General features: G+C 55.1%; 26 protein-coding genes and 2 tRNA genes. 11 read left to right on the forward strand and 17 right to left on the reverse strand.

From position 1 onward, the window contains the following. Positions 1–96 precede the first annotated feature (96 nt). Positions 97–1503, forward strand: a complete 1407-nt coding sequence (locus ACMGGM_RS00475; protein WP_414149081.1) for a DUF1996 domain-containing protein — start codon at positions 97–99, stop codon at positions 1501–1503. Between the two features lie 48 nt (positions 1504–1551). On the opposite strand, the gene ACMGGM_RS00480 is transcribed toward ACMGGM_RS00475, so the two are convergent. Then, entirely contained in the window at positions 1552–1692 is a 141-nt protein-coding gene (locus tag ACMGGM_RS00480) for a hypothetical protein (RefSeq protein WP_003857665.1), read from the reverse strand. A gap of 125 nt (positions 1693–1817) precedes the next feature. Here ACMGGM_RS00480 and ACMGGM_RS00485 point away from each other — a divergent pair, with 125 nt between their 5' ends. Both ACMGGM_RS00485 and ACMGGM_RS00490 read left to right on the forward strand, forming a co-directional pair. Then, entirely contained in the window at positions 1818–2600 is a 783-nt protein-coding gene (locus ACMGGM_RS00485; protein ID WP_063943048.1) for a hypothetical protein, read from the forward strand. Positions 2601–2672: 72 nt separating this feature from the next. Then, on the forward strand, positions 2673–3308 hold the full coding sequence (locus ACMGGM_RS00490; protein ID WP_014883545.1) for a carbonic anhydrase: 636 nt from the start codon (positions 2673–2675) through the stop codon (positions 3306–3308). 28 nt (positions 3309–3336) lie between these two features. On the opposite strand, the gene ACMGGM_RS00495 is transcribed toward ACMGGM_RS00490, so the two are convergent. From ACMGGM_RS00495 to mdtK, 4 genes are all read right to left on the reverse strand, one after another. Continuing rightward, entirely contained in the window at positions 3337–4932 is a 1596-nt protein-coding gene (locus ACMGGM_RS00495) for an FAD-NAD(P)-binding protein (RefSeq protein WP_063943050.1), read from the reverse strand. 118 nt (positions 4933–5050) lie between these two features. After that, positions 5051–5127: transfer RNA gene (locus tag ACMGGM_RS00500), tRNA-Val, on the reverse strand. Between the two features lie 4 nt (positions 5128–5131). Beyond that, positions 5132–5208, reverse strand: a tRNA-Val gene (locus ACMGGM_RS00505). Positions 5209–5361: 153 nt separating this feature from the next. Then, positions 5362–6735 carry an MdtK family multidrug efflux MATE transporter gene (gene mdtK / locus ACMGGM_RS00510; protein WP_032628875.1) on the reverse strand — a complete coding sequence of 458 codons (1374 nt, stop codon included), beginning with the start codon at positions 6733–6735 and terminating at the stop codon, positions 5362–5364. A gap of 224 nt (positions 6736–6959) precedes the next feature. On the opposite strand from mdtK, the gene ACMGGM_RS00515 reads away from it, so the two are divergent. Next, on the forward strand, positions 6960–7601 hold the full coding sequence (locus tag ACMGGM_RS00515; RefSeq protein WP_014883548.1) for a riboflavin synthase: 642 nt from the start codon (positions 6960–6962) through the stop codon (positions 7599–7601). 31 nt (positions 7602–7632) lie between these two features. Here ACMGGM_RS00515 and cfa read toward each other — a convergent pair whose 3' ends face one another. Together cfa and punC are read right to left on the reverse strand one after the other, a co-directional pair. Next, positions 7633–8781 (reverse strand): cyclopropane fatty acyl phospholipid synthase, encoded by a 1149-nt coding sequence (cfa, locus tag ACMGGM_RS00520; protein ID WP_014883549.1) that lies wholly within the window; start codon positions 8779–8781, stop codon positions 7633–7635. A gap of 298 nt (positions 8782–9079) precedes the next feature. Then, entirely contained in the window at positions 9080–10279 is a 1200-nt protein-coding gene (punC, locus tag ACMGGM_RS00525) for a purine nucleoside transporter PunC (RefSeq protein WP_045135091.1), read from the reverse strand. A gap of 114 nt (positions 10280–10393) precedes the next feature. Between punC and punR the strand changes: the two genes are divergently transcribed. Then, positions 10394–11305, forward strand: a complete 912-nt coding sequence (gene punR, locus ACMGGM_RS00530) for a DNA-binding transcriptional activator PunR (protein WP_014883551.1) — start codon at positions 10394–10396, stop codon at positions 11303–11305. Between the two features lie 17 nt (positions 11306–11322). Here the strand turns inward: punR and purR are convergent, their stop codons facing one another. Then, on the reverse strand, positions 11323–12348 hold the full coding sequence (purR, locus tag ACMGGM_RS00535) for an HTH-type transcriptional repressor PurR (protein WP_014883552.1): 1026 nt from the start codon (positions 12346–12348) through the stop codon (positions 11323–11325). A 297-nt stretch (positions 12349–12645) separates the two neighbouring features. Here purR and ACMGGM_RS00540 point away from each other — a divergent pair, with 297 nt between their 5' ends. Together ACMGGM_RS00540 and ACMGGM_RS00545 are read left to right on the forward strand one after the other, a co-directional pair. Continuing rightward, on the forward strand, positions 12646–12735 hold the full coding sequence (locus tag ACMGGM_RS00540) for a YnhF family membrane protein (RefSeq protein WP_014831618.1): 90 nt from the start codon (positions 12646–12648) through the stop codon (positions 12733–12735). A 163-nt stretch (positions 12736–12898) separates the two neighbouring features. Continuing rightward, positions 12899–14065 (forward strand): MFS transporter, encoded by a 1167-nt coding sequence (locus tag ACMGGM_RS00545; protein ID WP_014883554.1) that lies wholly within the window; start codon positions 12899–12901, stop codon positions 14063–14065. A gap of 39 nt (positions 14066–14104) precedes the next feature. Here the strand turns inward: ACMGGM_RS00545 and sodB are convergent, their stop codons facing one another. Together sodB and ACMGGM_RS00555 are read right to left on the reverse strand one after the other, a co-directional pair. Further along, the gene (gene sodB, locus ACMGGM_RS00550) at positions 14105–14686 is read right to left on the reverse strand and encodes a superoxide dismutase [Fe] (protein ID WP_032636815.1); all 582 of its coding nucleotides are present in this window, start codon (positions 14684–14686) and stop codon (positions 14105–14107) included. 122 nt (positions 14687–14808) lie between these two features. Further along, positions 14809–15582, reverse strand: coding sequence for a C40 family peptidase (locus tag ACMGGM_RS00555; protein WP_014883556.1), 774 nt, complete (start codon positions 15580–15582; stop codon positions 14809–14811). Positions 15583–15920: 338 nt separating this feature from the next. Between ACMGGM_RS00555 and grxD the strand changes: the two genes are divergently transcribed. Next, positions 15921–16268 (forward strand): monothiol glutaredoxin 4, encoded by a 348-nt coding sequence (gene grxD / locus ACMGGM_RS00560; protein ID WP_003832760.1) that lies wholly within the window; start codon positions 15921–15923, stop codon positions 16266–16268. A gap of 44 nt (positions 16269–16312) precedes the next feature. Here the strand turns inward: grxD and rnt are convergent, their stop codons facing one another. From rnt to eptA, 5 genes are all read right to left on the reverse strand, one after another. Then, entirely contained in the window at positions 16313–16963 is a 651-nt protein-coding gene (gene rnt / locus ACMGGM_RS00565) for a ribonuclease T (RefSeq protein WP_023332811.1), read from the reverse strand. 95 nt (positions 16964–17058) lie between these two features. Then, positions 17059–17466 carry a lactoylglutathione lyase gene (gene gloA, locus ACMGGM_RS00570; protein ID WP_032636813.1) on the reverse strand — a complete coding sequence of 136 codons (408 nt, stop codon included), beginning with the start codon at positions 17464–17466 and terminating at the stop codon, positions 17059–17061. A 100-nt stretch (positions 17467–17566) separates the two neighbouring features. Further along, entirely contained in the window at positions 17567–18664 is a 1098-nt protein-coding gene (locus tag ACMGGM_RS00575; protein ID WP_014883559.1) for an alkene reductase, read from the reverse strand. Between the two features lie 53 nt (positions 18665–18717). Then, complete coding sequence (locus ACMGGM_RS00580; RefSeq protein ID WP_045135093.1) at positions 18718–19317, reverse strand: TetR/AcrR family transcriptional regulator; 600 nt, start codon at positions 19315–19317, stop codon at positions 18718–18720. 41 nt (positions 19318–19358) lie between these two features. Continuing rightward, complete coding sequence (gene eptA, locus ACMGGM_RS00585; RefSeq protein WP_047625788.1) at positions 19359–20984, reverse strand: phosphoethanolamine transferase EptA; 1626 nt, start codon at positions 20982–20984, stop codon at positions 19359–19361. A gap of 149 nt (positions 20985–21133) precedes the next feature. Between eptA and ACMGGM_RS00590 the strand changes: the two genes are divergently transcribed. From ACMGGM_RS00590 to sodC, 3 genes are all read left to right on the forward strand, one after another. Further along, positions 21134–21373 (forward strand): DUF1289 domain-containing protein, encoded by a 240-nt coding sequence (locus ACMGGM_RS00590; protein ID WP_014883562.1) that lies wholly within the window; start codon positions 21134–21136, stop codon positions 21371–21373. Between the two features lie 48 nt (positions 21374–21421). Then, positions 21422–22318, forward strand: coding sequence for an aldo/keto reductase (locus ACMGGM_RS00595; protein ID WP_014883563.1), 897 nt, complete (start codon positions 21422–21424; stop codon positions 22316–22318). Between the two features lie 80 nt (positions 22319–22398). After that, complete coding sequence (gene sodC / locus ACMGGM_RS00600) at positions 22399–22917, forward strand: superoxide dismutase [Cu-Zn] SodC (protein ID WP_045282018.1); 519 nt, start codon at positions 22399–22401, stop codon at positions 22915–22917. Here the strand turns inward: sodC and ACMGGM_RS00605 are convergent. Both ACMGGM_RS00605 and ACMGGM_RS00610 read right to left on the reverse strand, forming a co-directional pair. Then, the gene (locus ACMGGM_RS00605; protein WP_014883565.1) at positions 22896–24929 is read right to left on the reverse strand and encodes an FUSC family protein; all 2034 of its coding nucleotides are present in this window, start codon (positions 24927–24929) and stop codon (positions 22896–22898) included. The genes sodC and ACMGGM_RS00605 overlap by 22 nt on opposite strands. Next, complete coding sequence (locus ACMGGM_RS00610) at positions 24929–25789, reverse strand: HlyD family secretion protein (RefSeq protein WP_014883566.1); 861 nt, start codon at positions 25787–25789, stop codon at positions 24929–24931. Before ACMGGM_RS00610 ends, ACMGGM_RS00605 begins: the two co-directional genes overlap by 1 nt. Between the last annotated feature and the right edge of the window lie 2 nt (positions 25790–25791).

Raw genomic sequence — 25791 nt, forward strand, 5'->3', positions numbered from 1 at the left:
GTAAAGCCGCAATGAGGAGAAAAGTACGCGGTGAATCATTCGGTTAATTAACCCGTTGTTTGTTACCTATAGGTCCTTTCATTAATGGAGATAATGATGAAACGGACCACGTTAACCACGGCTCTTTCAGCCCCTGCGTTACTTCTCGCCATGCATGCGGCACATGCTGCGCCACAGGCTCATGTCGTCTGCGGCTACTCCCATACCCTTGGCGATGATGCCATTATGATGTTTGGCAGGCCCAACGAGGCCATGCTGCATGACTTCTTCGGCAACACGCACACCGATGCCAGCTCGAGCCGGGAAACCCTGCGCACGCTGGAAGAAACCTCCTGCGATAACAAAGCGGATAGCTCGGCATACTGGGCACCTTCGCTGCGGCTGCCTGATGGCACTATCGTAAAACCCGCGTATCAAAAAACCTATTATCAGGCCTCGAATGTGGAAACCTGGCCGCTGCAGCCTTTCCCGGCGGGGCTATCACTGCTGGCGGGGGATCACCATGGATCTGCGCCTAACCCGCATATCACGTTCTTGTGTGCAAACGGCAAGGGTTACACGACAAAAACAGGCGAAGTGTGCGGGTTACGCAAGGCGGGAGACGCCGTGCAGTTTAATATCGGTATCCAGTTTCCCAACTGCTGGGATGGCGTGAACCTCAAGCCCGCTCACGGCGTTGCTAATGCGACATACGATACGAAAGGGCAATGCCCTACCGCGTTTCCGGTGAAAATTCCCACCGTGAACATGAACATCGCTTATGTGCTTCCGACAATTTCATCTCTCGATACCAGCAAAGCACAGCTTTCTCTCGACCCCATTATGCACGGCGACGAACGCGAAGAACGCTGGGGAAGTCTCTACACCGCGCATGCTGATTTCATGAATGGCTGGACGGAAGAGGGGGCGCGCTTTATGACCGAGCTGTGTATGAATCGCGGGCTGGACTGTGGCACGACCGTGCCATATGCCTATTCAAAAGCGCAGGCAAACGTCTGGCTAAGCAGCCTTGAGCCGGGGCTCTCCCAGCCTCAGCCGCAGGCTTTGCTGGTGCAGGATAACTGGCAGAACGGAGGCCGAACGCAAAACAGTGAAACCCTCTCACTGGTGAAGTTTACGATCCCGCCGCTGCCAGCGGGACAGGATCCTTCTCTGTTTAAATATCGCGTTCGCATATACGGCGGTAAGGTAGAAACTGACGGCGCCGATCAGATCTTCTTCTATCCGGCCAGCAACGACTGGGATCCTGCGACGGTGAGCTGGGCTGACCGCCCGGCCTGCAGCTATCGATCCGATGCGGTGCTGTATCTCAACCACTCGCGCGAGTACAGAATGGTGGATGTCGACAAAGCCGTGCGCAATGCGCTGGCGGAAGGGAAAACCGAAATATCGTGGTATATCGGCGGCGACCGCCAGGGGAACCATTACCAGTTTGAACCGGCTTCTTCGGCGCAAAGCCTTGTACTGATGCTGACGGGGTTTAAAAAGACGCCTGAACTGTAGCTCTCCGTTGAGTGCCAAAAAAAAGCACCGGCTGACCGGTGCTTTTTATCAGATCTTGCAGGCATCACCGCAGTCGTCGTCGGCGACAATCGCCTGTGCTTTTTTGTCCGCGTCATCCAGACGTTCCGCGTTGCGTTCTTCCGCTTCATCCAGTCCGTTAAAAACCAGGTTATCGAGATCAATTTCCATGTTGCACCTGCTATGTTCAGTTATTGATACGGGCACAGTATAGGGCAAAAAAAGCCAGCAATGTACCACGCAGCACATAAGGATAATCCCTGCCATACTCAGTGCTTTATCACTGAGGAGCGCTCATGATTACACTCTGTAAAACCTGCGGTACCTCCTACGATGCACAGCCGGAAAGATGCCCGATTTGCGAGGATGAACGGCAGTATGTCCCGGCCAGCGGCCAGGCGTGGATCGAGTATGAGACGGTAACGGCCACGCACGCGAATAAATGGCAGCAGCTGGAGCCGCAGTTGTACAGCATCAAAACGGTACCGTCTTTTGCGATTAACCAGCGCGCGTTGCTGCTGCGTACCCCACACGGCAATATTTTGTGGGACTGCATCGCCAACCTTGACCCGGCCACCCACGCTATCATCACCGCGCTCGGCGGCCTCCGCGCCATTGCGATTTCCCATCCGCACTATTACACCACCATGCAGGAGTGGGCCGCGGCGTTTGATGCGCCGGTCTATCTGCACGCCAGCGATCGCGAGTGGGTGATGCGCGCCAGTCCGGCGATTGTTTACTGGGAGGGCGATGCGCTGGAGATCGTGCCATCGGTTACTTTGCTGCGTCTCGGCGGTCATTTCGCAGGCGGCACGGTGCTGCACTGGCAGGAAGGCGAGGGCGTTTTGCTGGCGGGGGATATTCTGCAGGTCACCCCCGGGAAGGATGCGGTGTCGTTTATGTGGAGCTACCCGAATATGCTTCCGTTGCCTGCCCGCAAGGTTGAGGAGGTCACCCGGCGCCTGGTGGGCAAATCTTTCGCCCGTCTTCACGGCGCGTTCGAAGGGCAGAACATTCCGGCGAATGCCGACGCTATCGTACAGCGGTCGGGCCAGAAATATATTGCTTGTCTGAAGTGAAGCGCGATGGGTAAACTTTACGAGTGTGATCGCGATCATACCTAAACTAAAACAGATAAAAGAGAAATTGCTATGCAACATATCATTGAAGGTTTTCTCAGCTTTCAAAAAGAGATTTTCCCGCAACGTAAAGAGCTCTTTCGCAGTTTAGCGTCCAGCCAGAATCCCAAAGCGCTGTTCATCTCATGCTCCGACAGCCGTCTGGTCCCGGAACTGGTTACTCAGCAAGAGCCGGGACAACTCTTTGTCATTCGTAATGCTGGTAATATTGTGCCGCCGTTCGGGCCTGAGCCTGGCGGTGTCTCCGCCACTATCGAATACGCGGTTGTGGCGCTGGGCGTGACGGATATCGTCATCTGCGGCCACTCCAACTGTGGCGCGATGAAGGCGATTGCCGATAACGCGAACCTGGAGCCGATGCCTGCTGTTTCACACTGGCTGCGCTATTCCGATGCGGCCAAAGCCGTGGTTGAGAAGAAAACCTGGGATAAGCCGCTCGATAAAGTGAATGCGATGGTGCAGGAGAACGTGTTTGCGCAACTGAGCAACATTAAGACTCACCCGTCCGTTGCGGTCGGGCTGCGTAACAACTCCCTTCGCCTGCACGGCTGGGTCTATGACATTGAAAGCGGCGAAATTCGTGCCCTGGATAAAGCGACGAAAACCTTTGTCTCGCTGTCTGAAAACCCGGACGTCTTCTTCGAGTAATATCGCGTTGCAGGGCATGGAAGCCCTGTCAGTTCTCTACGTACGGTAATCGACGCCGTAAACCTGTGGCCGGTTTTTCAGCCGCCCTGGCCATCGCCTCTGCAATCTCTGCACACTCCGCCAGCCCCTGAACAAAGGGATGATCGTGCATCAGCCACGGTATCGCGCCAAACGCGATGCGCCCGCGAACCGTTTCAGGCGCATTTAGCGTGTAATCTTCACCGACATCGGGTATCTCATCGCCGGTCGTTTCCAGCGCTCTGCGCAGTGAGGGGAAAGGCAGATCTTTGGTTTTGAGCGGCTTTTGCCCGCGTGCATCGATGAAAACGTCAAAGCGGTAAACGGTCTCTTTTGTGGACACCACCGTGCGGTCGCTGCCAACATCCAGCGTATAGTCGTCGCCCAGGGCCGCCACGCTGATGATGCCAGCCTCGCGAAGCGCAAGCAGTCTGCGGATAGACTGCGGAGGGATCGCCGCATAGTTGTCGATAAACACGCGGGCCAGCCCGTTTTTGAAGCGCTCTCTGTCCTGATCGCTAAGATGGGGAACAATCTCCTGAACGACCTCATGCAGCCGAAGGACGGTATAGCGCCAGGCGACGGTGCGCCGTTCGCGTTTGTTCCGTTCAACTTCATTGAGGTTCTCTTCCGCCCAGCTAAACGGACCGTGCTGTTGACGATCCTCAAACCAGGCGTCACGCAGGCTGTCGGCGTTGTGGCGTTGCAGAGAAATTTTCTCGCACCATGCCGGGTCGGCACGTTGAAGCTCTTTCACCATCAGGGCAAAAATGCGGTCAAGCAGGCCATCCGATCCTTTGGCTATCTCGCCTTCAACCACGGATGCGGTTAAAACGGACAGCGGTTCGTAAGGGATAGGGCAGTAAAAATCGGCTTCCGGCAGAATGCCTGTCCGCGACATCAGCGTAATGTTTAACGCTCCACTGCCTTCGTCCAGGATGAATTTACCGTCACGGAACTCACCGTGCTGCATCACCACCGCCATCGCCGCATCCAGACCGCTTAACGATGTTCCCATAATGCCAACGCGGCAAGGGGGAATGCGGGCGTCCATCAGACCGGACCACGGGCTTGGGAAGAATGTGCGCGTGGCTTCGTCCTCGTCTGGCCAGACGTGACCGGTGGCGATAACCGCAAGGTCAAAGCGTTCAGGAAAGACGTTGCCATTGACGGAAAGCGTGACGCCGGTTGAGGAGGGAATGACGTCGGTAACTGCGGCGGATTCATGGATGTTAACCTCGAACCCCTGCTTTTTAGCTTCTTTGACGATGGTTCGAAAGCTGTCGCGAAAATATTCACCCAGCAGGATCCGGGGCAGGAACTGCCGATCGTGGAGCGTGGTTTTATCTACCTTAAAACGCGCCAGGTGCGCTTCACTCTGTCCCTTCAGCCAGTCGAGGTAGGTCATAAAAATGGGCGGGATTTCAATGCTCGCAATGTTCGCCAGCATCAGGCGAGAATTATCGTCGTCGTTATAAGGCATGCCCACGCCAGCGTCATCGGCCTGTTCAAAGACGGAAACTGAGAGCGGGGTGCTGTTTTTAAGCAGATGATAAAAGGTGTAAATCCCTGTGGGGCCGGAGCCGATAATGGCGATACTCTTCATCAACGCGCTTCCTGTATTTTTTCCATAAGAAAAGCGTAGCAGGAGAATAATGATGAAAATAAGGGATTAAGAAAAATCAGGATATCTGAAGAGGATTTGCACCATTTCAGGACTGAAATGGTGCGTCCGAGTGGACTCGAACCACCGACCCCCACCATGTCAAGGTGGTGCTCTAACCAACTGAGCTACGGACGCAGAATGGTGCGTTCAATTGGACTCGAACCAACGACCCCCACCATGTCAAGGTGGTGCTCTAACCAACTGAGCTATGAACGCAACGTGTTGTCGGTGACAACGGGGACGAATATTAGCGGCACAGCATCAAGGTGGCAAGAGGGAAAATGCATTTTTCTCTCTGATTTCACGCGATTGCTTCATTACCGCGCAAAGTGAAGAGAAAGTAGCCGCCAGCAGACGGCTACTGCGTATTTAACGCGCAGCGCGTTGCAAAATCACGGTTGATGGCTGGCGCTGCAGGAAGCGCATGCGCATCATCATCATGATCGCGGCTGACGTCAGACCAATGATAAAGCCCATCCAGAACCCGGCGGGTCCCATGCGGTCAACCACCAGATCGGTCAGGGCCAGGATGTAGCCGCACGGCAGTCCCAGTACCCAGTAGGCGATGAAGGTGATAAAGAAGATGGAGCGCGTATCTTTGTATCCGCGAAGCACGCCGCTGCCAATCACCTGGATAGAGTCTGAAATCTGGTACACCGCGGCGAGCAGCATCAGGTGCGAGGCCAGTGCCACCACTTCCGGGTTGTCGTTATAGAGCAGGGCAATTTGCTCGCGTAATGCAACGGTAAAGAGCGCCGTACAGACCGCCATGCAGACACCGACGCCCAGCCCGGTCCGTGCGGCCGTTTGCGCATCCAGCGTCGAGCCCTGGCCCAGGCGGAAGCCGACGCGAATCGTCACCGCCGCCGCCAGCGACATCGGCAGAACGAACATCAGGGAGCTGAAGTTGAGCGCAATCTGGTGCCCGGCCACGTTAACGATCCCCAGTGGGGAGACCAGCAGGGCGACGACGGCAAAGAGCGTCACTTCAAAAAACAGGGCCAGCGCAATCGGCAAGCCTAACTGCATCAGGCGCGTCATGATGCTCCAGTCCGGCGTACTGAATGTTTTCTCATTACGAATATCGCGCATAGAGCGGGCGTGTTTCACAAAGGTAAGCATACAGAAGAACATCACCCAATAAACCGCGGCGGTTGCCACGCCGCAGCCGACGCCGCCCAGCTCTGGCATCCCGAAATGACCGTAAATAAAGATATAGTTCACCGGAATATTCACCAGCAGGCCGATAAAGCCCATCACCATCCCGGGCTTGGTTTTCGCCAGGCCTTCGCACTGGTTACGCGCCACCTGGAAGAAGAGGTAGCCCGGTGCCCCCCAGAGCAGGGCACGCAGATAGCCCACGGCTTTGTCAGCCAGTGCCGGGTCAATGTTATCCATCGCGCGAATGATATGACCGGCGTTCCAGAGCACGACCATAATCAGCACGGAGACAAATCCGGCCAGCCAGAACCCCTGGCGGACCTGATGGGCAATGCGTTCGCGACGTCCCGAACCATTAAGTTGAGCAATAACCGGCGTCAGCGCGAGCAGCAGACCATGGCCGAACAGGATGGCCGGAAGCCAGATTGATGTACCGATGGCGACGGCCGCCATATCAGTGGCGCTATAGCCACCTGCCATGACGGTATCCACAAATCCCATTGCGGTCTGGGCCACTTGCGCGATGATCACTGGTATCGCCAGTGCCAATAACTGCCGCGCTTCATTCATGTACTTCTGCACGTGAACACCTTTATTTTGTAGTTATAAGAGAGACTAAAAAAGCCGCCGTAACGGGCAGCAAGAAGAAAATGCGGGGGGTGCCAGCTATTGTAGCGGGCTTTAGCTATTTATCTAGTGAAAAAATCGCCAGAAAATGCGCTCCGCTGGCAACCTCTTTTTCCAACTGTTATTGTGGTGGGATTAAACGGTGTAACCACCGTCCGGAGAAAACAGGAGTTGTAAGCATGTTTACTGGTATTGTGCAGGGCACTGCCAAAGTGGTGTCCATTGATGAAAAACCTAATTTTCGTACGCATGTTGTAGAGCTGCCGGAATATATGCTTGATGGCATCGAAACCGGCGCCTCGATTGCTCATAACGGCTGCTGTCTGACCGTCACCGAAATTAATGGCAACAAGATCAGCTTTGATTTAATGAAAGAGACCCTGCGTATTACTAATCTGGGCGAGCTGGCTGTAGGTGATACCGTCAACGTTGAGCGTGCGGCGAAGTTCAGTGATGAGATTGGCGGCCATCTGATGTCGGGGCACATCATGACCACGGCTGAAGTGGCGAAAATCGTGACATCGGAAAATAACCGTCAAATCTGGTTCAAAATGCAGGATCCGTCATTAATGAAATACATCCTCTATAAAGGATTTATTGGCATTGATGGGATTAGCCTGACGGTTGGAGAAGTGACGGCAACGCGTTTTTGCGTGCATTTAATTCCTGAAACGCTGCAACGCACCACGCTGGGTTCGAAAAAACTCGGGCATCGCGTGAATATCGAAATCGATCCGCAAACCCAGGCGGTAGTGGATACGGTTGAGCGCGTGCTGGCGGCAAAAGAAGCGGCAATAATAACGAGCACAGAAGACGAATAAAAAATAACCCCGGGTAACCGGGGTTATTTTTTTAGCGGGCGACCCGCAAGCCGTGCTCAATCCCTCGGCTGAAAACAACCTGCCAGAGCTGAATATCTCGCGCGCGAAACGCCCCCGCGCAGGCATTCAGATAATAGCTAAACATCCGCTTGAATCGTTCAGAGTAGTTGTCCGCAATCTCCGGCCAGGCTTCCTGAAAACGTGCATGCCATGCCATCAATGTGGTGTCGTAATCCGCGCCAAAGTTATGCCAGTCTTCCATCACGAAATGGGACTCGCTGGCGTTGGCAATCTGGCGCACGGACGGTAAACAGCCATTCGGGAAGATGTATTTGTTGATCCACGGGTCGACGTTGTTGTCGGTGCGCTTAGACCCGATGGTGTGCAGCAGGAAAATGCCGTCTGGTTTCAAATTGCGATCCACGACGTCAAAATAGGTGTCGTAGTTTTTCGGGCCAACATGTTCGAACATACCCACGGAGACAATACGATCAAACTGTTCGTTCAGGTCACGGTAATCCTGCAGCCGGATGTCAACATCAAGACCCTGGCAGCGTTCTCGCGCCAGCTTTTGCTGTTCTGCTGAAATCGTGACGCCGACGACGCTGACGCCATAGTGCTTCGCCATAAAATACGCCAGCCCACCCCAGCCGCAGCCGATATCCAGCACACGCATTCCGGGCTCAAGCTGCAGTTTCTCGCTAATCAGACGCAGCTTGGCCTGTTGCGCCTCTTCAAGCGTCGATGCCTCTTTCCAGTAGGCGCAGGAATATTGCATGAAGGGGTCCAGCATACGGCTGAACAGGTCGTTGCCAAGGTCGTAGTGCTCTTTGCCGACGATCCAGGCGCGTTTTTTACTTTGCAGGTTAAACAGGCGGGCTGAGGCGACGCGCAGGGTGTCTTTCAGATGGCGAGGGAGTTGATTTTCCAGACCAGCACGCAAAACGCGGGTGAAAAATATATCCAGCCGTTCGCATTCCCACCAGCCATCCATATAACTTTCTCCCAGGCCTAACGATCCCTCTCGTAACACGCGTTTAAAAAAGTCGGGATGTTTAACCTGAGGATCGGATGGCGATGATCCATTAATCGTGATGCCTGCTCGACCTAACAGTTCACTGACGATCCGGGACCAGTTATCGTCCGGAACGCTGACTTCTTCTATACACGATGAACTCATAGCTTCTCCATCACCCTACTGTGATCAGAACCTTCAAACAGCGTAGACGCTTTTTTTGGTTTGTGAGAAATCTCACGGTATATACCGCGAGGCTAGTATCCGACGTAGAACAGAGGAAGGGAGATAACCCTTGCCGAAATGCCTTCCATGGTAAAACGGGAGCACTCCGGCTCCCGTTAACACTTAATATTTATCGTATTTAATCGAACCAAATTTAGTATAGGCCGCAAAATTTGGTGATTCAATAGAAAATTGTTAGCAACCTAATCACCGAAAAGTTACATAATTTTTGCAGTAATTACGCATGTGACGTTTCTGCCTGCGCGCGGTTATCCTGCGCACGCTGCGCGGCTGCCTGCATACGATAGCCCATGCCGGCCAGCGCAACGGTAACCAGCATCACGCTGGTGGTGGTCAGGAGCGGTGTGGCAATCAGCGCCGAGACCACCAGACTGGCCAGGAAGCACAGCCCCAGTTGCAGCGTATTCTGAAGTGCGGCCGCACGGCCTGTCGCCTGCGGGAAGGGACGAAGCGCCTGCGCCACAACGATAGGGTATATCGCGCCGTTCGCGATGGCCATTACGCAGAATGGAATCAAAATTTCAGCCAGACCGACGCCGGGAATAAAGCCGACGGCCCAGGTCCCGATAACGCTCAACGCATACAGCACCAGCAACCACGGCAGCATCTGCTGGCCTTCCCATTTTTGCAGCGCCGCGCGACAGCCGTACCCGCCAACCAGGAACGCGATGGTCTGCGGAACATAGCTCAGACCGATGGCCGCCGGGCTGTAGCCCATATCGTGCAGAATAAAGGGTGAACCGGTCAGCCATGCGAAGAAGCTCGCCGAGCAGGCAGCATAAATCAGCACATTACCGCGATACGCTTTGGCGCTCAGCAGGGAGGCAAAGGTAATTGGGCTGGCGTCGGCATGCGCCTCTTTTTTATGCGCGGGCTTAAGGGCAAACGCCGGCAGCATCAGTACCAGCGTGATGGCAAACAGCGTGGCAAAGATGGCCTGCCAGTCGAAATGCGCGAGGATCCAGCTACCCAGCAGCGGGGCGAGGGCAGGGGAAAGCCCCACCAGCGGCATAATGGTCGCGAAAATTCGGTTTGTACGGTTCGCCGGATAGTAGTCGGTGACCAGCGCCTGCCAGGTGACGGCTGCGGCGCAGACGCCGACTGCCTGAATAAACCGCAGTACCAGCAGCCAGGTGGCGTCGCGAACCCATAGCATCCCCAGACAGCCCACGGCAAAAATGGCCAGACCCAGCAACAGTACCGGCTTGCGGCCAAAGCGATCCGAGAGCGGTCCCCAGAGCAGCTGCGCGAAGGCAAAACCGGCGAGGAACAAACTCAGGCTGGCGCTGATCGCGGCGGCAGGGGTTTGCAGATCTTCCTGCATGGCGGCGAAAGCCGGCAGGTACATATCGGTGGCTAAAAAGCCCAGCACGCTTAAGCCGCCGAGCCAGACTAAAAAACCTTTCCTGGGTTGCATTATTTTCTTCTCCTGAGGAGGCAGGTGTACATTGGCGCAGAGTGTAGGGAGTGCAAAGCGGCTTGTGAAACGCTAATATTTGGCGGGTGCATTCAAATTTTTTGCAGGCAGAAAATGTGGTCAGATTATTCTCTTGAAGTGGTCGATGCTGTCGCGCGTAACGGCAGCTTTAGCGGAGCAGCGCAGGAACTGCACCGCGTCCCGTCGGCAATCAGCTATACGGTGCGTCAGCTAGAAGAGTGGCTGGCCGTTCCGCTGTTCGAACGGCGACATCGTGATGTGGAATTAACGCCTGCCGGGGCGTGGTTTTTGAAAGAAGGGCGTTCTGTTATCAAAAAAATGCAGATCACCCGCGAACAGTGTCAGCAGATCGCTAACGGCTGGCGGGGGCATCTTTCCATCGCGGTCGATAATATCGTGAAGCCGGAACGCACCCGGCAAATGATCGTCGATTTCTATCGTCATTTTTCTGACGTTGAGTTGCGTGTTTCGCAGGAAGTGTTCAACGGCGTGTGGGACGCGCTGTCGGACGGCAGGGTAGAAATGGCGATTGGGGCGACGCAGGCGATTCCGGTTGGGGGACGCTATGCCTTTCGCGATATGGGGATGCTGAGCTGGAAATGCGTAGTGGCACGCGATCATCCCCTGGCGGCCATGGAGGGGCCGTTAAGCGACGATACCCTGCGTAACTGGCCGTCGCTGGTGCTGGAGGACACCTCCCGCTCGCTGCCCAAGCGTATCACCTGGCTGCTGGATAACCAGCGTCGCGTGGTCGCCCCGGACTGGGAATCGTCGGCGACCTGCCTCAGTGCAGGGCTGTGCGTCGCGATGGTGCCCGTTCATTTTGCGCGCCCGCGAATCGACACCGGCGAGTGGGTTGAACTGACGCTGGAGAATCCGTTCCCGGATGCGGCTTGCTGTCTGACCTGGCAACAAAATGATGTTTCACCTGCTATGGCCTGGCTGCTGGATTATCTGGGGGACAGCGAAACGCTTAACCGGGAATGGTTACGGGAGCCAGTGTGACTGGCTCCGTAAAGCGATTAACGACGGTAGTCGCGGAACGGACCATCCGCAACGGAACGGCGTTCGATGAGGCGCGGGTGGACTTCAATGGACTGCGACTCTTCACGTTTGTTGACGATCCTGTCGAGCAGCATGTTGAAGGCCGTTTCACCCAGCGAATCTTTCGGCTGGTGAATGGTGGTCAGCGCAGGGGTAAAGAAGCGCGCGTTGCGCACGTTGTCATAGCCGATCACGGAAATGTCCTGCGGGACGCGCAGACCCAGCTCATCGGCCGCACAGAGCGCGCCCATCGCCATGATGTCGCCCCCGCAGAAAACGGCGGTAGGACGATGTTGCTGGGAGACAATCTGCTGCATCGCGCGGTAGCCTGATTCCGGCTCAAAGTCACCCTGTACGATCCAGTTTTCTGGCACGGTGATCAGCGCTTCTTCCATCGCTTTCATAAAGCCAGCCAGACGACCTGCGCCGGTGTTACGCTCAAGCGGACCCGGGATCACGCCAATCTCACGATGACCGCGTTCGATCAAATAACGGCCCGCCATATAGCCGCCTTCAAAAGCGTTGTCGATAACGGAATCCGTGAAATCCGCACGGGCTTCACCCCAGTCCATCACCACCATCGGGATATGCCGATACTCTTCAAGCATCGACAGTACGGATTCCGGGTACTCGGAACACATCACCAGCAGGCCATCCACGCGCTTCTGCGCCATCATGGAGAGATAGGCTCGCTGTTTTTCAATGCTGTTCCACGCGTTGCCCAGAATCAGGGTATAGCCTTTCTGGAAGCAGTTTTTCTCTACCGCTTCAATGATCTCAGCAAAATAGGCCGCTTCGCTGCTGGTCGCCAGCAGACCAATCGATTTGGTGTGATTCACCTTGAGGCTGCGCGCAACCGCACTTGGCGAGTAGTGCAGCTCTTTGATCGCTGCCCAGACGGCGTTGCGCGTCTCTTCCGCCACAAAGCGGGTTTTGTTAATTACATGTGATACGGTTGTAGTGGAAACGTTTGCGCGTTTTGCTACGTCTTTAATTGTTGCCATTAAATGTCACTCCAGACCATATCCTAAACTCCTGAAATACTTGAAGGTAAACGTTTGCCTTCTCTCACCCTTATCACGCAATTTTAGATTGCGGTACGCCAGGAAAACGACACGGGACGTCAGGAGGGGGTCAATGGCCGGTACGCTAATAAATTTAGCGTGGAATTTTGTCCTATCTTGATGAAAAGGGGAAGAGGTAAAGTGGTTATCAGCTTAAATCCGGGAAGATTTTTGACGTAAACTGTGCAAAAATGAGCAAGCTCACTTTTCGTGGGGGGATTAAAAGGAGAAAAATTGATGAGTTCCGATCTGAAGTTTTCGCTGTTCACCACCATCATTGTGCTGGCGCTGATTGTGGCGGCTGGCCTGACGGCTGCGCTGCACTGATTTACGCGGAGGGAGAATCTTCTCCCTCCCGGTTTACCGGATTGTTACTTCTCAGGCAAAAATCTTTTGCCATTTTGTTAACTTCTCATTTTTTGTGATTGATGTCATGCTTTCCGCTTCTTTGTTCTGTGTCACGACATGACACGGCATCCGGAGTTGACGCATGAAAATCAATTTTCCCCTGCTTGCCCTGGCGATTGGCGCTTTTGGGATTGGCACCACCGAATTCTCCCCGATGGGGTTACTGCCTGTTATCGCCCGGGGCGTGGATGTCTCGATCCCTGCGGCCGGGATGTTAATCAGCGCTTATGCCATCGGCGTGATGGTGGGGGCGCCGCTGATGACGCTACTGCTTTCACACCGCGCGCGCCGTAATGCGCTGATTTTCCTGATGGCGATTTTCACCCTGGGCAACGTGCTCTCTGCCATTTCACCTGACTACACCACCCTGATGCTGTCGCGCATTTTGACCAGCCTGAACCATGGCGCGTTCTTTGGGTTGGGCTCGGTCGTGGCCGCAAGCGTGGTGCCGAAACATAAGCAGGCAAGCGCCGTGGCGACCATGTTTATGGGGCTGACGATTGCCAACATTGGCGGCGTACCGGCTGCGACCTGGCTGGGTGAAGCGATCGGCTGGCGTATGTCATTCCTGGCAACCGCCGGGCTGGGCGTGGTGGCGATGGTGGCCTTGTTCTTCTCCCTGCCGAAAGGCAGCGCGGGTGAACGTCCGGACGTGCGCAAAGAGCTGTCGGTACTGGTGCGCCCGCAGGTGCTTTCTGCACTGCTGACCACCGTGCTGGGGGCCGGGGCGATGTTTACGCTCTATACCTACATTTCACCGGTGCTGCACGATATCACCCATGCAACCCCGATCTTTATTACCGCGATGCTGGTATTGATTGGCGTAGGGTTCTCAATGGGTAACTACCTTGGCGGGAAATTTGCTGACCGTTCAGTGACCGGAACGTTGAAAGGCTTTTTAACCTTGCTGATTGCCATCATGATCGCGATTCCGTGGCTGGCGCGTAACGAGTTTGGCGCGGCCATCGCGATGGTTGTCTGGGGCGCAGCCACCTTCGCCGTGGTGCCGCCGCTGCAGATGCGCGTGATGCGTGTCGCCCACGAGGCGCCGGGACTCTCTTCTTCGGTGAATATCGGTGCGTTTAACCTGGGGAACGCCCTGGGTGCTGCGGCGGGCGGCGCCGTCATTTCTGGCGGTCTGGGATACAGCTTTGTGCCGGTGATGGGGGCGATTATTGCCGCTCTCGGCCTGCTGCTGGTGATGATGTCCGGCCGAAAACAGCCAGAAGCCGTTTGCACGGCGGAATAATAAAAATAACGCAGAAGGGGGACCCCTTCTGCGTCTCTCTTACGCGGCGAAGTTCTTCGCGACGAAGTCCCAGTTGACCAGTGCCCAGAAGTGCTCCAGGTAGTTCGGGCGCGCGTTACGGTAATCAATGTAGTAAGCGTGCTCCCACACGTCCACGGTCATCAGCGGCGTAGCGCTGGTGGTCAGCGGGGTGCCTGCATTAGAGGTGGACACGATTGCCAGTTTGCCATCCGCTTCTTTTACCAGCCACGTCCAGCCAGAGCCGAAGTTCTTGATGGCGGCATCCGTAAACTTCGCTTTGAAATCGGCGAAGCTGCCAAAGGCGGCGTTAATCGCGGAAGCCAGTTCACCGGCAGGTTCACCACCGGCATTGGGTGCCAGGCAGTGCCAGTAGAAGGTGTGGTTCCACACCTGAGCCGCGTTGTTAAATACGCCACCCTCTGAGCTACGGACGATCTCTTCCAGCGTTTTGCCTTCGAAATCGGTGCCTTTGATCAGATTGTTCAGGTTGGTGACATACGTCTGGTGATGTTTGCCGTAATGGTATTCCAGGGTTTCCGCAGAAATGTGCGGTGCCAGGGCGTCTTTTGCATACGGTAGTGCAGGTAATTCGAACGACATTGCTTCTCTCCTTATTGTATTTAGCGTTGCCAATAACCACACAGACAACAAGGACAGGATAGCAAATTGAAAGGGTATGCAAAAGAGGAACTTACCCTGCCACGGATGCGGCAGGGCAGGGGTTAGCGAATAGTTTTCGGCGTCATCACGCGACGTGCGCCGACGTAGTGACGTACCCAGTAGTCTTCACTCAGGGAGGTGATCTGAATATCCTGGCCGCTGCGCGGTGACTGGATAAATTTCCCGTTGCCGACATAGACACCCACATGGTCAGCCGTGCCGCGGCCTTGCGTGCGGAAGAAGACCAGATCGCCGTTTTCCAGCTCACCACGGCTCACCGGAGAGGCGTCGCGCAGGTGGTACATCTCATTAGCGGTACGCGGAATGCGGAACTTAACCAGATCTTTATAGGCGTAATAGACCAGGCCGCTACAGTCGAAGCCGGTTCGTGGCGAACTGCCACCCCAGCGATAAGGTTTGCCAATTTGCCCCATCAGTTTATTCATCGCGGTTTTTTGCGCTTTCTGTACACGGACTTTATGTACTTCCGCGATTTTCGTGACTTTGGTGCATTTCGCTTTGTGGCCTTTACGCGTAATGCATTTTTCAGTGACGAGGTTAGCAGCGGTCAGCGAAGTTTTACTTTTGGTGGTGTGGGCAGTGCGGGAAGATTTTGTTTTGGTCTTGCTGGAAGCGGTTTGTGTCGTCTTGGTGGTCGTCTTTTTCTTTTCGTTCTTTGTGGTGGTTTTTTTCTTACGTTCTGTGGCTTTTACCAGATGGCTTTTTTGTACAGCAGAATGCCGCGCCTGCTGAGAGGCGTTTGCCACTGGCGTGAGAGTGAGTGATGTAAACAGTAAAGCACAGAGCGTGATCGAGATTTTTGTTATCCGCGCCACTGGGCAGTCCCCTGATAAATGCAGGTCATCAATAATACCCGCGAGTGATTTACAAAGCCCGTCGATTCTAATCCATAAAAACCCGAGAAGTTAATAGCATTTTTCAATCTAAAAACCTGTTTCGTTAGCAAGTGCAAAAAAATTCATCGTTCTGTCGCACAATTGTTCACTCCCTAAGCAAAACCCTGACTGCCGCAGGGTTAAACACCATTTGCAATGCAACTTTTGTAGAGTCGCGGTAAAATGTATAAACGTGACGAAAATGTTATTTTCCGATGCCAGCCTGACCCGCTACAATGTCAGACTATTGCCGTAACAGAAGTTAAAGGAAGCAAGACATGAGCACCACTATTGAAAAAATCCAGCGCCAGATCGCTGAAAACCCGATTCTGCTGTATATGAAAGGTTCTCCGAAGCTGCCAAGCTGCGGCTTCTCCGCGCAAGCGGTTCAGGCGCTCTCAGCCTGTGGTGAGCGTTTTGCTTACGTTGATATCCTGCAGAACCCGGACATCCGTGCTGAGCTGCCAAAATACGCTAACTGGCCAACCTTCCCGCAGCTGTGGGTAGACGGTGAGCTGGTAGGCGGCTGCGATATCCTGATTGAAATGTATCAGCGCGGTGAACTGCAGCAGCTGATCAAAGAAACCGCGGCGAAGTACAAAACCGAAGAGCCGGACGCAGAGTAAGTTTGCTGCGCAAATAAAAAAGCGACCTGTTAAGGTCGCTTTTTTTATTCTTCGCTGTCACCTGTCGGCAGTGGCCAGCCGCCCAGACGCTTCCAGCGGTTGACGATCTCACAGAACAGCTCTGCGGTGCGCTCCGTGTCATACAGAGCCGAGTGCGCCTGCGTGCCGTCAAATTCAATACCCGCCGTAATACAGGCTTTTGATAACACCGTTTGCCCCAGCGCCAGACCGCTCAGTGCTGCCGTGTCGAAGGTCACAAACGGGTGGAAAGGGTTGCGTTTGAGCGAGGCGCGCTCCGCTGCGGCCATGGTAAAGGTGTGATCGAAGGTGGCGTTATGCGCCACCATGATGGCGCGGCTGCAGTTACTCTCTTTCATGCCTTTACGCACCATTTTAAAAATGGCGTGCAGCGCATCATATTCGCTTACCGCACCGCGCAGTGGGTTATGCGGATCGATACCGTTGAAGGCCAGTGCTTCCGGCTGTAAGTTTGCCCCTTCGAAAGGTTCAACGTGGAAATGCAGCGTGGTGTCTGGTGTAAGCCAGCCCTGTTCATCCATCTTCAGCGTGATGGCGGCAATTTCGAGCAGCGCATCGGTTTTAGCGTTAAATCCGGCTGTTTCTACATCAATGACAACGGGATAAAAACCACGAAAACGGTCGCACAGACCGCTAAATTGAGCGTTATCGGACATCAGGGTCTCTTACAAGGGGAAAAAGCAGAGCGCATTATGGCAAATTTTGCGGGGTGATGCAGTAAAACTACGGGCGCATATTGCGCCCTGAGGGATCAGTTGCCCAGACCACGACCGGCATCTTTGGCTTCAATCAGCTCGATTTTGTAACCGTCCGGATCTTCCACAAATGCAATCACAGTGGTGCCGCCTTTAACCGGACCCGCTTCACGGGTGACGTTACCGCCGTTGCGGCGGATGCGTTCGCACGCTTCGGCTGCGTTGTCCACTTCCAGCGCGATATGGCCGTAGGCGTTGCCCAGGTCATAGCTGTCCACGCCCCAGTTATAGGTCAGCTCAATCACCGCTTCATCCGTTTCCGGGCCGTAACCCACGAACGCCAGCGAGTATTTGTATTCCGGGTTTTCGCTGGTGCGCAGCAGTTTCATGCCCAGTACGTTAGTGTAGAAATCAATAGAACGTTGCAGATCGCCAACGCGCAGCATGGTGTGAAGTAGGCGCATAATTTCCTCATTAACCAATGGATTTGAATATTTTTTTGAACAGAAACGATGTTTTAGTATAGCGGCGAAGTGTCGCCGCTATCAATGAACAATGGTGAGATTAGAGAGAAGGGTAGTCGGTGTAACCTTCAGCGCCGCCGCCGTAGAAGCTTTCAGGACGCTGCGGGTTCAGAGCGGCTTTCTGTTGCAGGCGGGCGACCAGGTCCGGGTTGGCGATATAGTCGCGGCCAAACGCAACGGCATCGATCAGCCCTTTGCCGATCAGGTCTTCCGCTTTCTCTGGCGTGTAGGCACCCGCACCGATGATCACCCCGTGGAAGCGCTCACGCACTTTCTGACGGAAGGCTTCCGTATAAGGTTTACCGCCGGCCCAGTCTGGCTCAGACATGTGCAGATAGGCGATACCGCGTTTTGCCAGCTCTTCAATCAGATAGAGCGCATCCGCTTCTTCGTTCGGGCCGTTGTCGACGTTCTGGAAAGAACCGATCGGGGAGACGCGAATGCCGATACGATCCGGGCTCCACTCCTGGCATACGGCATCAACCACTTCCAGCACCAGACGGGCGCGGTTCTCGACGCTGCCGCCATACTGGTCGGTACGCTGGTTAGATGACGGTGACAGGAACTGGTGCAGCAGGTAACCGTGCGCGGAGTGCAGCTCAATCAAATCAAAACCTGCTTCACGGGCGTTGGCCACGGCCTGACGGAAATCGTTCACGATACCCGGGATCTCATCCAGCTCCAGGGCGCGCGGCGTTGAGGTATCGACGCGGATCGCGTTACCGTTTTCATCACGCAGCGAGGTGCGGGTGTTAGCATTCAGGGCAGAGGCTGAAACCGGTGCCTGGCCGCCAGGCTGAATGCTGCTGTGGGAGATACGCCCGGTGTGCCACAGCTGGACGGCAATGCGTCCCTCTTCAGCATGCACGCCCGCTGTAATTTTCTGCCATGCGGCGATCTGTTCCGGGCTGTGCAGCCCCGGCGCACCCGCATAACCTTTAGCCTGAGCAGAAATCTGCGTAGCTTCGGTGATGATCAGGCCGGAACTGGCGCGCTGACGATAGTATTCACCCATCAGTGGGGTGGGGATGTCACCCGGCTCAATGCTGCGCAGACGGGTAAGCGGAGCCATGAACACGCGGTTTGGCGCGGTAACGGCACCCACTTTTAAGGGGGTAAATAATTTTTCAGCTGACATAAAGACTCCTGAGTAGACCAGTCGACTAGTAATAAGATAAATAAAAACGCCTGTTAAATGCCAGGCGCAGTAATTGTGTTTTTCACATGTGCCAGCGCGCTTTCCAGCGGCACGGCACTGCGCGAAATCTTGGCCTGCAGGTTAGCGCCTAACCATAGCGCGTATAACACCTGCGCCTGAGTCAGAGGCTCACCCGAAAAGGCCAGCGTTTTTTCATTGCGGCCTTTTTCCAGCGCCTGGGCCAGCAGGGCGATAACACCGCTGGCACCTTTATCCATCGCCGCGCGCATATCTTCGGAGAGATCGCACACTTCGGCAGACAGTTTTACCGTCAGGCATCCGCTGATAATGCCCTGCTGACAGAACTGATTCAGCGTTTCCTGATAGTAGTTAAGAACACGATCCCGATAGTTACCTTCACCCGTGGCGAAGTGGGTCGCGAGACGCTGATGGTAGCCCGCATAGTGCCGCTCCAGCATCGCCACGCCAAACACCTCTTTGGACCGGAAGTAGTGATAAAACGACCCCTTCGGTACCTCAGCGGTTTTTAATAGCTCGCTTAACCCCATGCCGGTGAAACCGCGATGCATGCAAAGCCGCTCGCCAGTCGCCAGTAGATGTTCGCGGGTATCGTGTTCAGTATTTCTGCTCATGGCCTCACTCTAATAGACCGTTCGGTCTAATGCAAGCCTGTTTACTGCCGACAACCATTCAGAATATCCAGCTGCTGTTGATAAACCTTTGATTTAATGTCCATCATACCCAGCACCGTTGAGAATAAATTGTCCTGCGAAACCGCATTTTTTGCCGCATAGTCGCGTAAGCACTGCGCGTTGATGCCAAAGTTTTTTGCATAATCCGGCGATAGCCAGAACATAAACGGGATGTGCGTTTGTTGCTCGGGTGCCAGCATGTATGGCGTACCGTGCAGGTAAATACCGCTTTCACCCAGCGATTCACCGTGGTCTGACAAATAAATCAGGGCGGTGTTCATGTTCGCCTGACGGGCTTTCAGTGCGTCAATGGTTTTGCTGACCATGCTGTCGGTATACAGGATGGTGTTGTCATAGGTGTTCATCAGCGCCTGATGATCGCAATCCTGAATTTCGTTCGTGTCGCAGGTTGGGGTGAATTTACGGAAATTGTCCGGGTAACGGCGATAGTACGCCGGACCGTGGCTGCCCATCAGGTGGATAACCAGCACCGTATCTTGCTTCACGCCATCCAGCACGTTGTCCAGACGGTAGAAGTTCACATCGTCAATACAGGATTTGTCTTTGCAGAACTGATCCAGATTCCACTGCGTCATGTCGGTATGAGGCACGCGATCGCAGGCGCCTTTACAGCCGCCGTCGTTATCGCGCCACAGCAGGTTGACGCCCGCGTGCCTGAGCACGTCAAGCAGCCCTTCCTGATGCCGAGCCAGGTCGGCATCGTATTTGCTGCGCGTCATGCCGGAGAACATGCAGGGAACGGAAACCGCGGTTTCGGTGCCACATGAAGAGGCCTGCGGGAAGTTAATCATGTCTTGCTTTTTCAGCTCGGGGTTGGTTTCGCGCCCGTAACCGTTCAGGGAGTAGTTTGCCGCGCGAGAGGCTTCGCCGACGACAAGCACCAGAACGGTTTTCTTTTGCTGACCCGCAATCAGCGAGCCTTTATGCGCATCTTCGCCAATGCGCACCAGCGTTTGATCGCCGGCAAACCAGCGCATTTTGCTGTACTTCACCACGGCGCTGACATAGTTCGCCGGGGTAACCATTTTGACGATGCTTTTGTTATTGCGGAACAGCGACGCGTAATCTTTATAAAACAGTGCGGCAATCAGGATGATCACCAGCAGAGCGCCCAGCATCGCGGCTACGCGCGTCAGCAGCGCGTACCACCATTTTCCGGTACGAATTCGGGTGAGAGCCAGCACCACGGAGGGCACGAGGCCAGCAACAACAATCCACAGAATCATCTGCGGGGTCACCAGGGCGGTGGCTTCCTGAGAGTTGGTTTCGAACACGTTGACGATCATGTTCTGATCGATGACCGCGCCGTAGGTATACATAAAATAGGTTGCCGCAGCGCAACCGACAGTTAAAACGATCAGCAGCGGCTTACGGATGTACGGGATATTGAGCAGGCTAAAAACAATTACCCAGCCACAAAACAGCACCACCGGCACGGACGCGGCAAAGAGAATGTCGTGCAGATGAGAAGGGGCAATAATGGCCCAGCTGCGCTGGATAAACAGCCCGTTCAGCAGAGTAAAAAAGAGTGCACAGCCCAGAGTAAATTTAATATCGTTACATTGTAACTTTTTGATTAACTGCATCGATCGAAAAACCTGTTCTTATGATGATGGGCTGAGTATAGAGAGGGAAGATTAGTGAAACCTTAATGCCACAAAACTGTGGTAAAGCCCTTGCACCTGACGCGTTTAGCGTCTTCACTGTAGGTGAGAGTGGTCATGCGGAGGTCAGTGTGGCAGAGCAACTGGAGTTTTTCCCCATCCAGAGCCCGTGCCGGGGTATTTGTCAGGTAGATGAACGCGGATATTGCCGCGGGTGCATGCGCACCCGTGACGAGCGCTTTAACTGGCAAAACTTCAGCGACACGCAAAAACAGGAGGTGCTCCGGCTATGCCGGCAGCGACTTCTGCGCAAAATCCGCGCAAACAAAGCCGCTGAGACCGAAGAACCTCAGCAACCTTCACTGTTTTAACACGGTAATTGCGTATACTCATGACATCACGTCCTTGAGGAAAATGTTATGGTTCAGCGAATTACCCTTGCCCCCCAGGGGCCAGAATTCTCCCGTTTTGTGATGGGCTACTGGCGCCTGATGGACTGGAATATGTCCCCCCTCCAGCTGGCGAGCTTTATTGAAGAGCATATCGATTTAGGGGTCACGACCGTCGATCATGCGGATATTTACGGTGGCTACCTGTGTGAAGCTGCATTCGGCGAGGCGCTCAAGCTTGTTCCGGCACTCCGCGACCGCATGGAGATCGTCACGAAGTGTGGGATTGCCACCACGGCAAAACCTGAGCACGCCCTCGGCCATTACATCACCGACAGCGCGCATATCATCAAGAGCGCTGAGCAGTCGCTGGTCAATCTGGCGACGGATCGCATCGACCTGCTGCTGATTCACCGCCCAGACCCGCTGATGGACGCCGATGAGGTGGCGGAAGCGTTCCTGCATCTGCATCAGAGTGGGAAAGTGCGTCACTTCGGCGTCTCAAACTTTACCCCGGCACAGTTTGCACTGCTTCAGTCTCGCCTGCCGTTTACCCTGGCCACTAACCAGGTGGAAATTTCCCCTGTCCATCAGCCGCTGCTGCTGGACGGTACGCTCGACCAACTGCAACAGCTGCGCATTCGCCCGATGGCCTGGTCCTGCCTGGGAGGCGGTCGCCTGTTTAATGATGAGGCGTTCCAGCCGCTGCGCAATGAACTGGAAACCATCGCCCGTGAGCTGAACGCGGAGAGCATTGAACAGGTGGTGTATGCGTGGATCCTGCGTCTGCCGTCAAAACCGCTGCCGATTATTGGCTCCGGAAAAATCGAACGCGTTCGTTCCGCACTGGCCGCGGAAGAGCTGGAAATGACACGTCAGCAGTGGTTCCGGATCCGCAAAGCCGCGCTGGGTTACGACGTGCCTTAAACCGCCATAATCTGACTTTCCGGTGAAATCTTTGCCTCTGGTATACACTTAAGGGGCAAAAAATAACCCGCGGAGGTCATATGAAGCGTTTTGCTCTGGCATTGGTCACGCTGGTTGTTTGCGCAGGAGCGCAGGCAGCCAGCGACGAAGTGGAAATGAATCTCGTCACCTCTCAGGGTGTGGGTCAGTCTATCGGGACGGTGAAAATCACTGAGACCGACAAGGGGCTGGAATTCGCGCCCAATCTCAAAGCACTCCCGCCCGGCGAACACGGCTTTCATGTTCATGCCAAAGGAAGCTGCCAGCCTGCCATGAAAGAGGGTAAACCGTCCGCGGCGGAAGCCGCCGGGGGGCATCTCGATCCGCAACATTCAGGCAAACATGAAGGGCCAGACGGTATGGGGCACCTTGGCGATCTGCCAGTGCTGGTGGTGAACAATGACGGTAAAGCCACCGATCCGGTCATGGCCCCGCGCCTGAAAAAACTGGATGAAGTAAAAGGCAAAGCGCTGATGATCCACGTGGGCGGCGATAACATGTCCGATCAGCCTAAACCGCTTGGCGGCGGCGGGGCACGTTATGCCTGCGGCGTGATCTGATCCCCAATGGTGCCCGGTGGGGGAGCCTGTTCCAGCTGCGACAGCGAGCAGTGCAGGCGCCAGATGATTGAGGCTAAATCACGGGCTGCGGGAAGATGGTGATGCGCGAGGGTATCGCAGATCCGTTGCAGTTCAGCCAGCGTGACCTCCAGAGGCCGCTGCTGGACACCGCGCTCACTCATCACGTCGCGTAGCAGGGAAATGCAAACATCGCGCACCTGCGACAGCGGGTCGGACCGCGTTTCCCATGCGCGAAGCTGCCAGACCACATGCGAACAGTTCAACAGCACCACGCCCCAGCGCAGCAGCCAGCGGCGGGAAAGCGCGTCATGGCTGTTATTGAGCTGGCTGACATGGTGATACACCAGCGATTCATACTCGCTTTCACGCAGATGCGGTTTGCGGCTGAGCTGGTCGACAAACCCTCTGCGTAATTCCCTGATATGTCGTCGGCTCTTACGTGCATCAGAGCCGGGACGCAATACCGCAAATGCGAGCCATGCCAGCCCCACGCCCAGGATCTTTGCCAGGTTATCATTGAGAAAATCGGCGTAATCATACACCGGCGGATTCGTCACGGAGATAAACGAGCCCATAAAGACAATCAGCTGGCCCCACAGGCCCGCCAGTTTCGGCATTTGCAGCTTGAGGAGTTGCATCGTCGTTAACAGCGGAAACAGGAACAGCAGGAACTGCCAGAGATCGCTTATCTGCACCATCAGGCCAAACTTCACGGCGAAACTGAACAATGACAGGAGTACCAGCGTGCGCAGCAGTAGCGTAAGAGAGTTAAACGGCGAGGCCGCGACGGAGTAAAGCACGCAGCTGATGGCGGCAAGCGTCAGGGCCGCGGCACCGGATTCCCACTGCGTGGTGATGCTCCACGCCCCAACCAGCGTCAGCGCACAAAAAGTGCGAAAACCACTCCACAGTGCTTCCAGATAATCGGTATGCCGGGCGAGAGCCGGGCTGCCGGGAACATTAAATTCCGTTACCGGCGTGGCATTCTCGACGGCGTTAATCCAGCGGCTACTGCGCAGATATAACCGGCAAAAGTAATTCAGGCGCTGCCAGAATGCGCGATGGCGATAATCATACTCATCCGTCGGGGCGAGCGGGGCGATGATCTTCGCGACGGTGTAAATATCCGCGTCAGGACGCGCAAGCGTCGCGAGCAGCGTCTCAATGACGGCGCGGGTATTTTCAGGGGGCGTTGGCCAGTTGAGCAGCATCCGGCGCAGGCTGGAGATGGCGCTGGTCATACGCAGCTGCTGGTGCAGCAAATAGTTGAGCAGCGTGTTCTGACGACGAAAACGGTAATGACTCCAGAAAGCCTGTATGCGCAACAGGTTCATGGTCAGGATCTGCCCGATAACCTTTTCATGCGCGAGACGGATGTCATCACTGGTATCCGGTTGCCACAGCAGGCTTGCATGTTCCAGCAACCGGGTATGCATGGTCTTCAGCGCGGTAATCAGCGTCGTACCGTCGGAGGTGCTGGGCAGGATCATCATCATAAACCCGCCGCTGAGGATCCCGACAATCACCTCACAGACGCGCGCCTGTGCAATATCCCACAGTTCGGTGGTATCGAGCACATTGACGACCGGGAAGGCAATGATGGCCGCGGTATAGCCCGCTAACTGGAAAGCGTAGGCCACGTTATTGGTAAAATGGGCGCAGGCCCAGGTACAACATCCCAGCCACGCCGCCATGCTCAGCAGGAATAGCCACGGATCGTTCAGCGTATGCCCCGCGATAATTAACGCCGCGGTGGCGCCTAACAGACTCCCTGCGATGCGCCCAAGGCTTTTGCTGATCACTCCGCCAACGGTAGGGAAACTCACCACCGCGGCTGAGGTCATCGCCCAGTAGGGTTGGTCAAGATTCAGGTAATAGGCGACCGTCAGCGCCAGACACATGGCGATGCCATTACGCAGCGCGTAGCGCCACTGAGGACGCGTCGCTTTCATCCACGGCGTGTTTTGCCAGGAGAGCGCCTGCAGCTTCATTAACGGCTTCCGATGGAGACGGTGCAGGTGGTGCCGGATACCAGCGTGATGCCCTCGGGTAAACGGTCAAACTCCACGCGCACAGGCACACGTTGAGCCAGGCGCACCCAGGGGACGTTCGGCTTTATGTCCGGTACGAGGCCGGAATCCGTTTCAACGCTTTGATCGTAAATGGCGCGACCGATGCTGGAGACGTGACCCTGTAACGTTTGCGAACCGCTGTAAAGGGTAATGGCCGCAGGTGAACCCTCGCGAATGTGGCGAAGCTTGGTCTCTTCAAAATAGCCCACCACGTAGAAGGAGTGGCTGTCGACAAGGGCAAAAACAGGCTGGCCGGTGGTGGCGTAGTTACCCACCCGGGCAGAGAGGTTAGTCACCCATCCATCTACAGGTGCGGTAATCACGGTTTGGGTCAGTTCCCACTGTGCCTGCTTAAGCGTCGCCTGGGCTACGTTGACGCTTGCCTGCATGGCCTTGACGTTAAGGTTGGCGGTATCCAAATCTTCCGCTGAGATGTAGTTTTGAGATAAGTGACGGCGGCGATTGGCTTCGTTATTGGCCTTCGCCAGGTCTGACTGGGCTTTCGCCAGCTGCGCCTGGGCATTCAGAACGGCAATATGGTAGGGGGTATCGTCGATACGGAACAGTTCCTCTCCCTTTTTAACATACTGGTTATCCTTCACCAGGAGCGTGGTAATACTTCCCGACACCTGCGGGGTGATGCTGACCTGCTCGGCGCGAACTTTGCCGTCACGCGTCCAGGGGGACTGCATATAAAAATTCCAGAGCCACCAGCCGGCGATCAGCGCGAGGACCAGGACAAACAGGGTGGAAAAGTACTTCAGCGTTTTCAGAGGCATAT

Origin of the sequence: Enterobacter sp. BNK-14 (genome assembly GCF_047456095.1) — a bacterium.
GTDB classification, from domain to species: domain Bacteria; phylum Pseudomonadota; class Gammaproteobacteria; order Enterobacterales; family Enterobacteriaceae; genus Enterobacter; species Enterobacter kobei.

Coding starts and splice junctions, on each gene's coding strand:
- ACMGGM_RS00475 (WP_414149081.1), top strand. CDS start 97: ATGAAACGGACCACGTTAACCACGGCTCTTTCAGCCCCTGCGTTACTT.
- ACMGGM_RS00480 (WP_003857665.1), bottom strand. CDS start 1,692: ATGGAAATTGATCTCGATAACCTGGTTTTTAACGGACTGGATGAAGCG.
- ACMGGM_RS00485 (WP_063943048.1), top strand. CDS start 1,818: ATGATTACACTCTGTAAAACCTGCGGTACCTCCTACGATGCACAGCCG.
- ACMGGM_RS00490 (WP_014883545.1), top strand. CDS start 2,673: ATGCAACATATCATTGAAGGTTTTCTCAGCTTTCAAAAAGAGATTTTC.
- ACMGGM_RS00495 (WP_063943050.1), bottom strand. CDS start 4,932: ATGAAGAGTATCGCCATTATCGGCTCCGGCCCCACAGGGATTTACACC.
- ACMGGM_RS00515 (WP_014883548.1), top strand. CDS start 6,960: ATGTTTACTGGTATTGTGCAGGGCACTGCCAAAGTGGTGTCCATTGAT.
- cfa (WP_014883549.1), bottom strand. CDS start 8,781: ATGAGTTCATCGTGTATAGAAGAAGTCAGCGTTCCGGACGATAACTGG.
- punC (WP_045135091.1), bottom strand. CDS start 10,279: ATGCAACCCAGGAAAGGTTTTTTAGTCTGGCTCGGCGGCTTAAGCGTG.
- punR (WP_014883551.1), top strand. CDS start 10,394: ATGTGGTCAGATTATTCTCTTGAAGTGGTCGATGCTGTCGCGCGTAAC.
- purR (WP_014883552.1), bottom strand. CDS start 12,348: ATGGCAACAATTAAAGACGTAGCAAAACGCGCAAACGTTTCCACTACA.
- ACMGGM_RS00540 (WP_014831618.1), top strand. CDS start 12,646: ATGAGTTCCGATCTGAAGTTTTCGCTGTTCACCACCATCATTGTGCTG.
- ACMGGM_RS00545 (WP_014883554.1), top strand. CDS start 12,899: ATGAAAATCAATTTTCCCCTGCTTGCCCTGGCGATTGGCGCTTTTGGG.
- sodB (WP_032636815.1), bottom strand. CDS start 14,686: ATGTCGTTCGAATTACCTGCACTACCGTATGCAAAAGACGCCCTGGCA.
- grxD (WP_003832760.1), top strand. CDS start 15,921: ATGAGCACCACTATTGAAAAAATCCAGCGCCAGATCGCTGAAAACCCG.
- rnt (WP_023332811.1), bottom strand. CDS start 16,963: ATGTCCGATAACGCTCAATTTAGCGGTCTGTGCGACCGTTTTCGTGGT.
- gloA (WP_032636813.1), bottom strand. CDS start 17,466: ATGCGCCTACTTCACACCATGCTGCGCGTTGGCGATCTGCAACGTTCT.
- ACMGGM_RS00575 (WP_014883559.1), bottom strand. CDS start 18,664: ATGTCAGCTGAAAAATTATTTACCCCCTTAAAAGTGGGTGCCGTTACC.
- ACMGGM_RS00580 (WP_045135093.1), bottom strand. CDS start 19,317: ATGAGCAGAAATACTGAACACGATACCCGCGAACATCTACTGGCGACT.
- eptA (WP_047625788.1), bottom strand. CDS start 20,984: ATGCAGTTAATCAAAAAGTTACAATGTAACGATATTAAATTTACTCTG.
- ACMGGM_RS00595 (WP_014883563.1), top strand. CDS start 21,422: ATGGTTCAGCGAATTACCCTTGCCCCCCAGGGGCCAGAATTCTCCCGT.
- sodC (WP_045282018.1), top strand. CDS start 22,399: ATGAAGCGTTTTGCTCTGGCATTGGTCACGCTGGTTGTTTGCGCAGGA.
- ACMGGM_RS00605 (WP_014883565.1), bottom strand. CDS start 24,929: ATGAAGCTGCAGGCGCTCTCCTGGCAAAACACGCCGTGGATGAAAGCG.
- ACMGGM_RS00610 (WP_014883566.1), bottom strand. CDS start 25,789: ATGCCTCTGAAAACGCTGAAGTACTTTTCCACCCTGTTTGTCCTGGTC.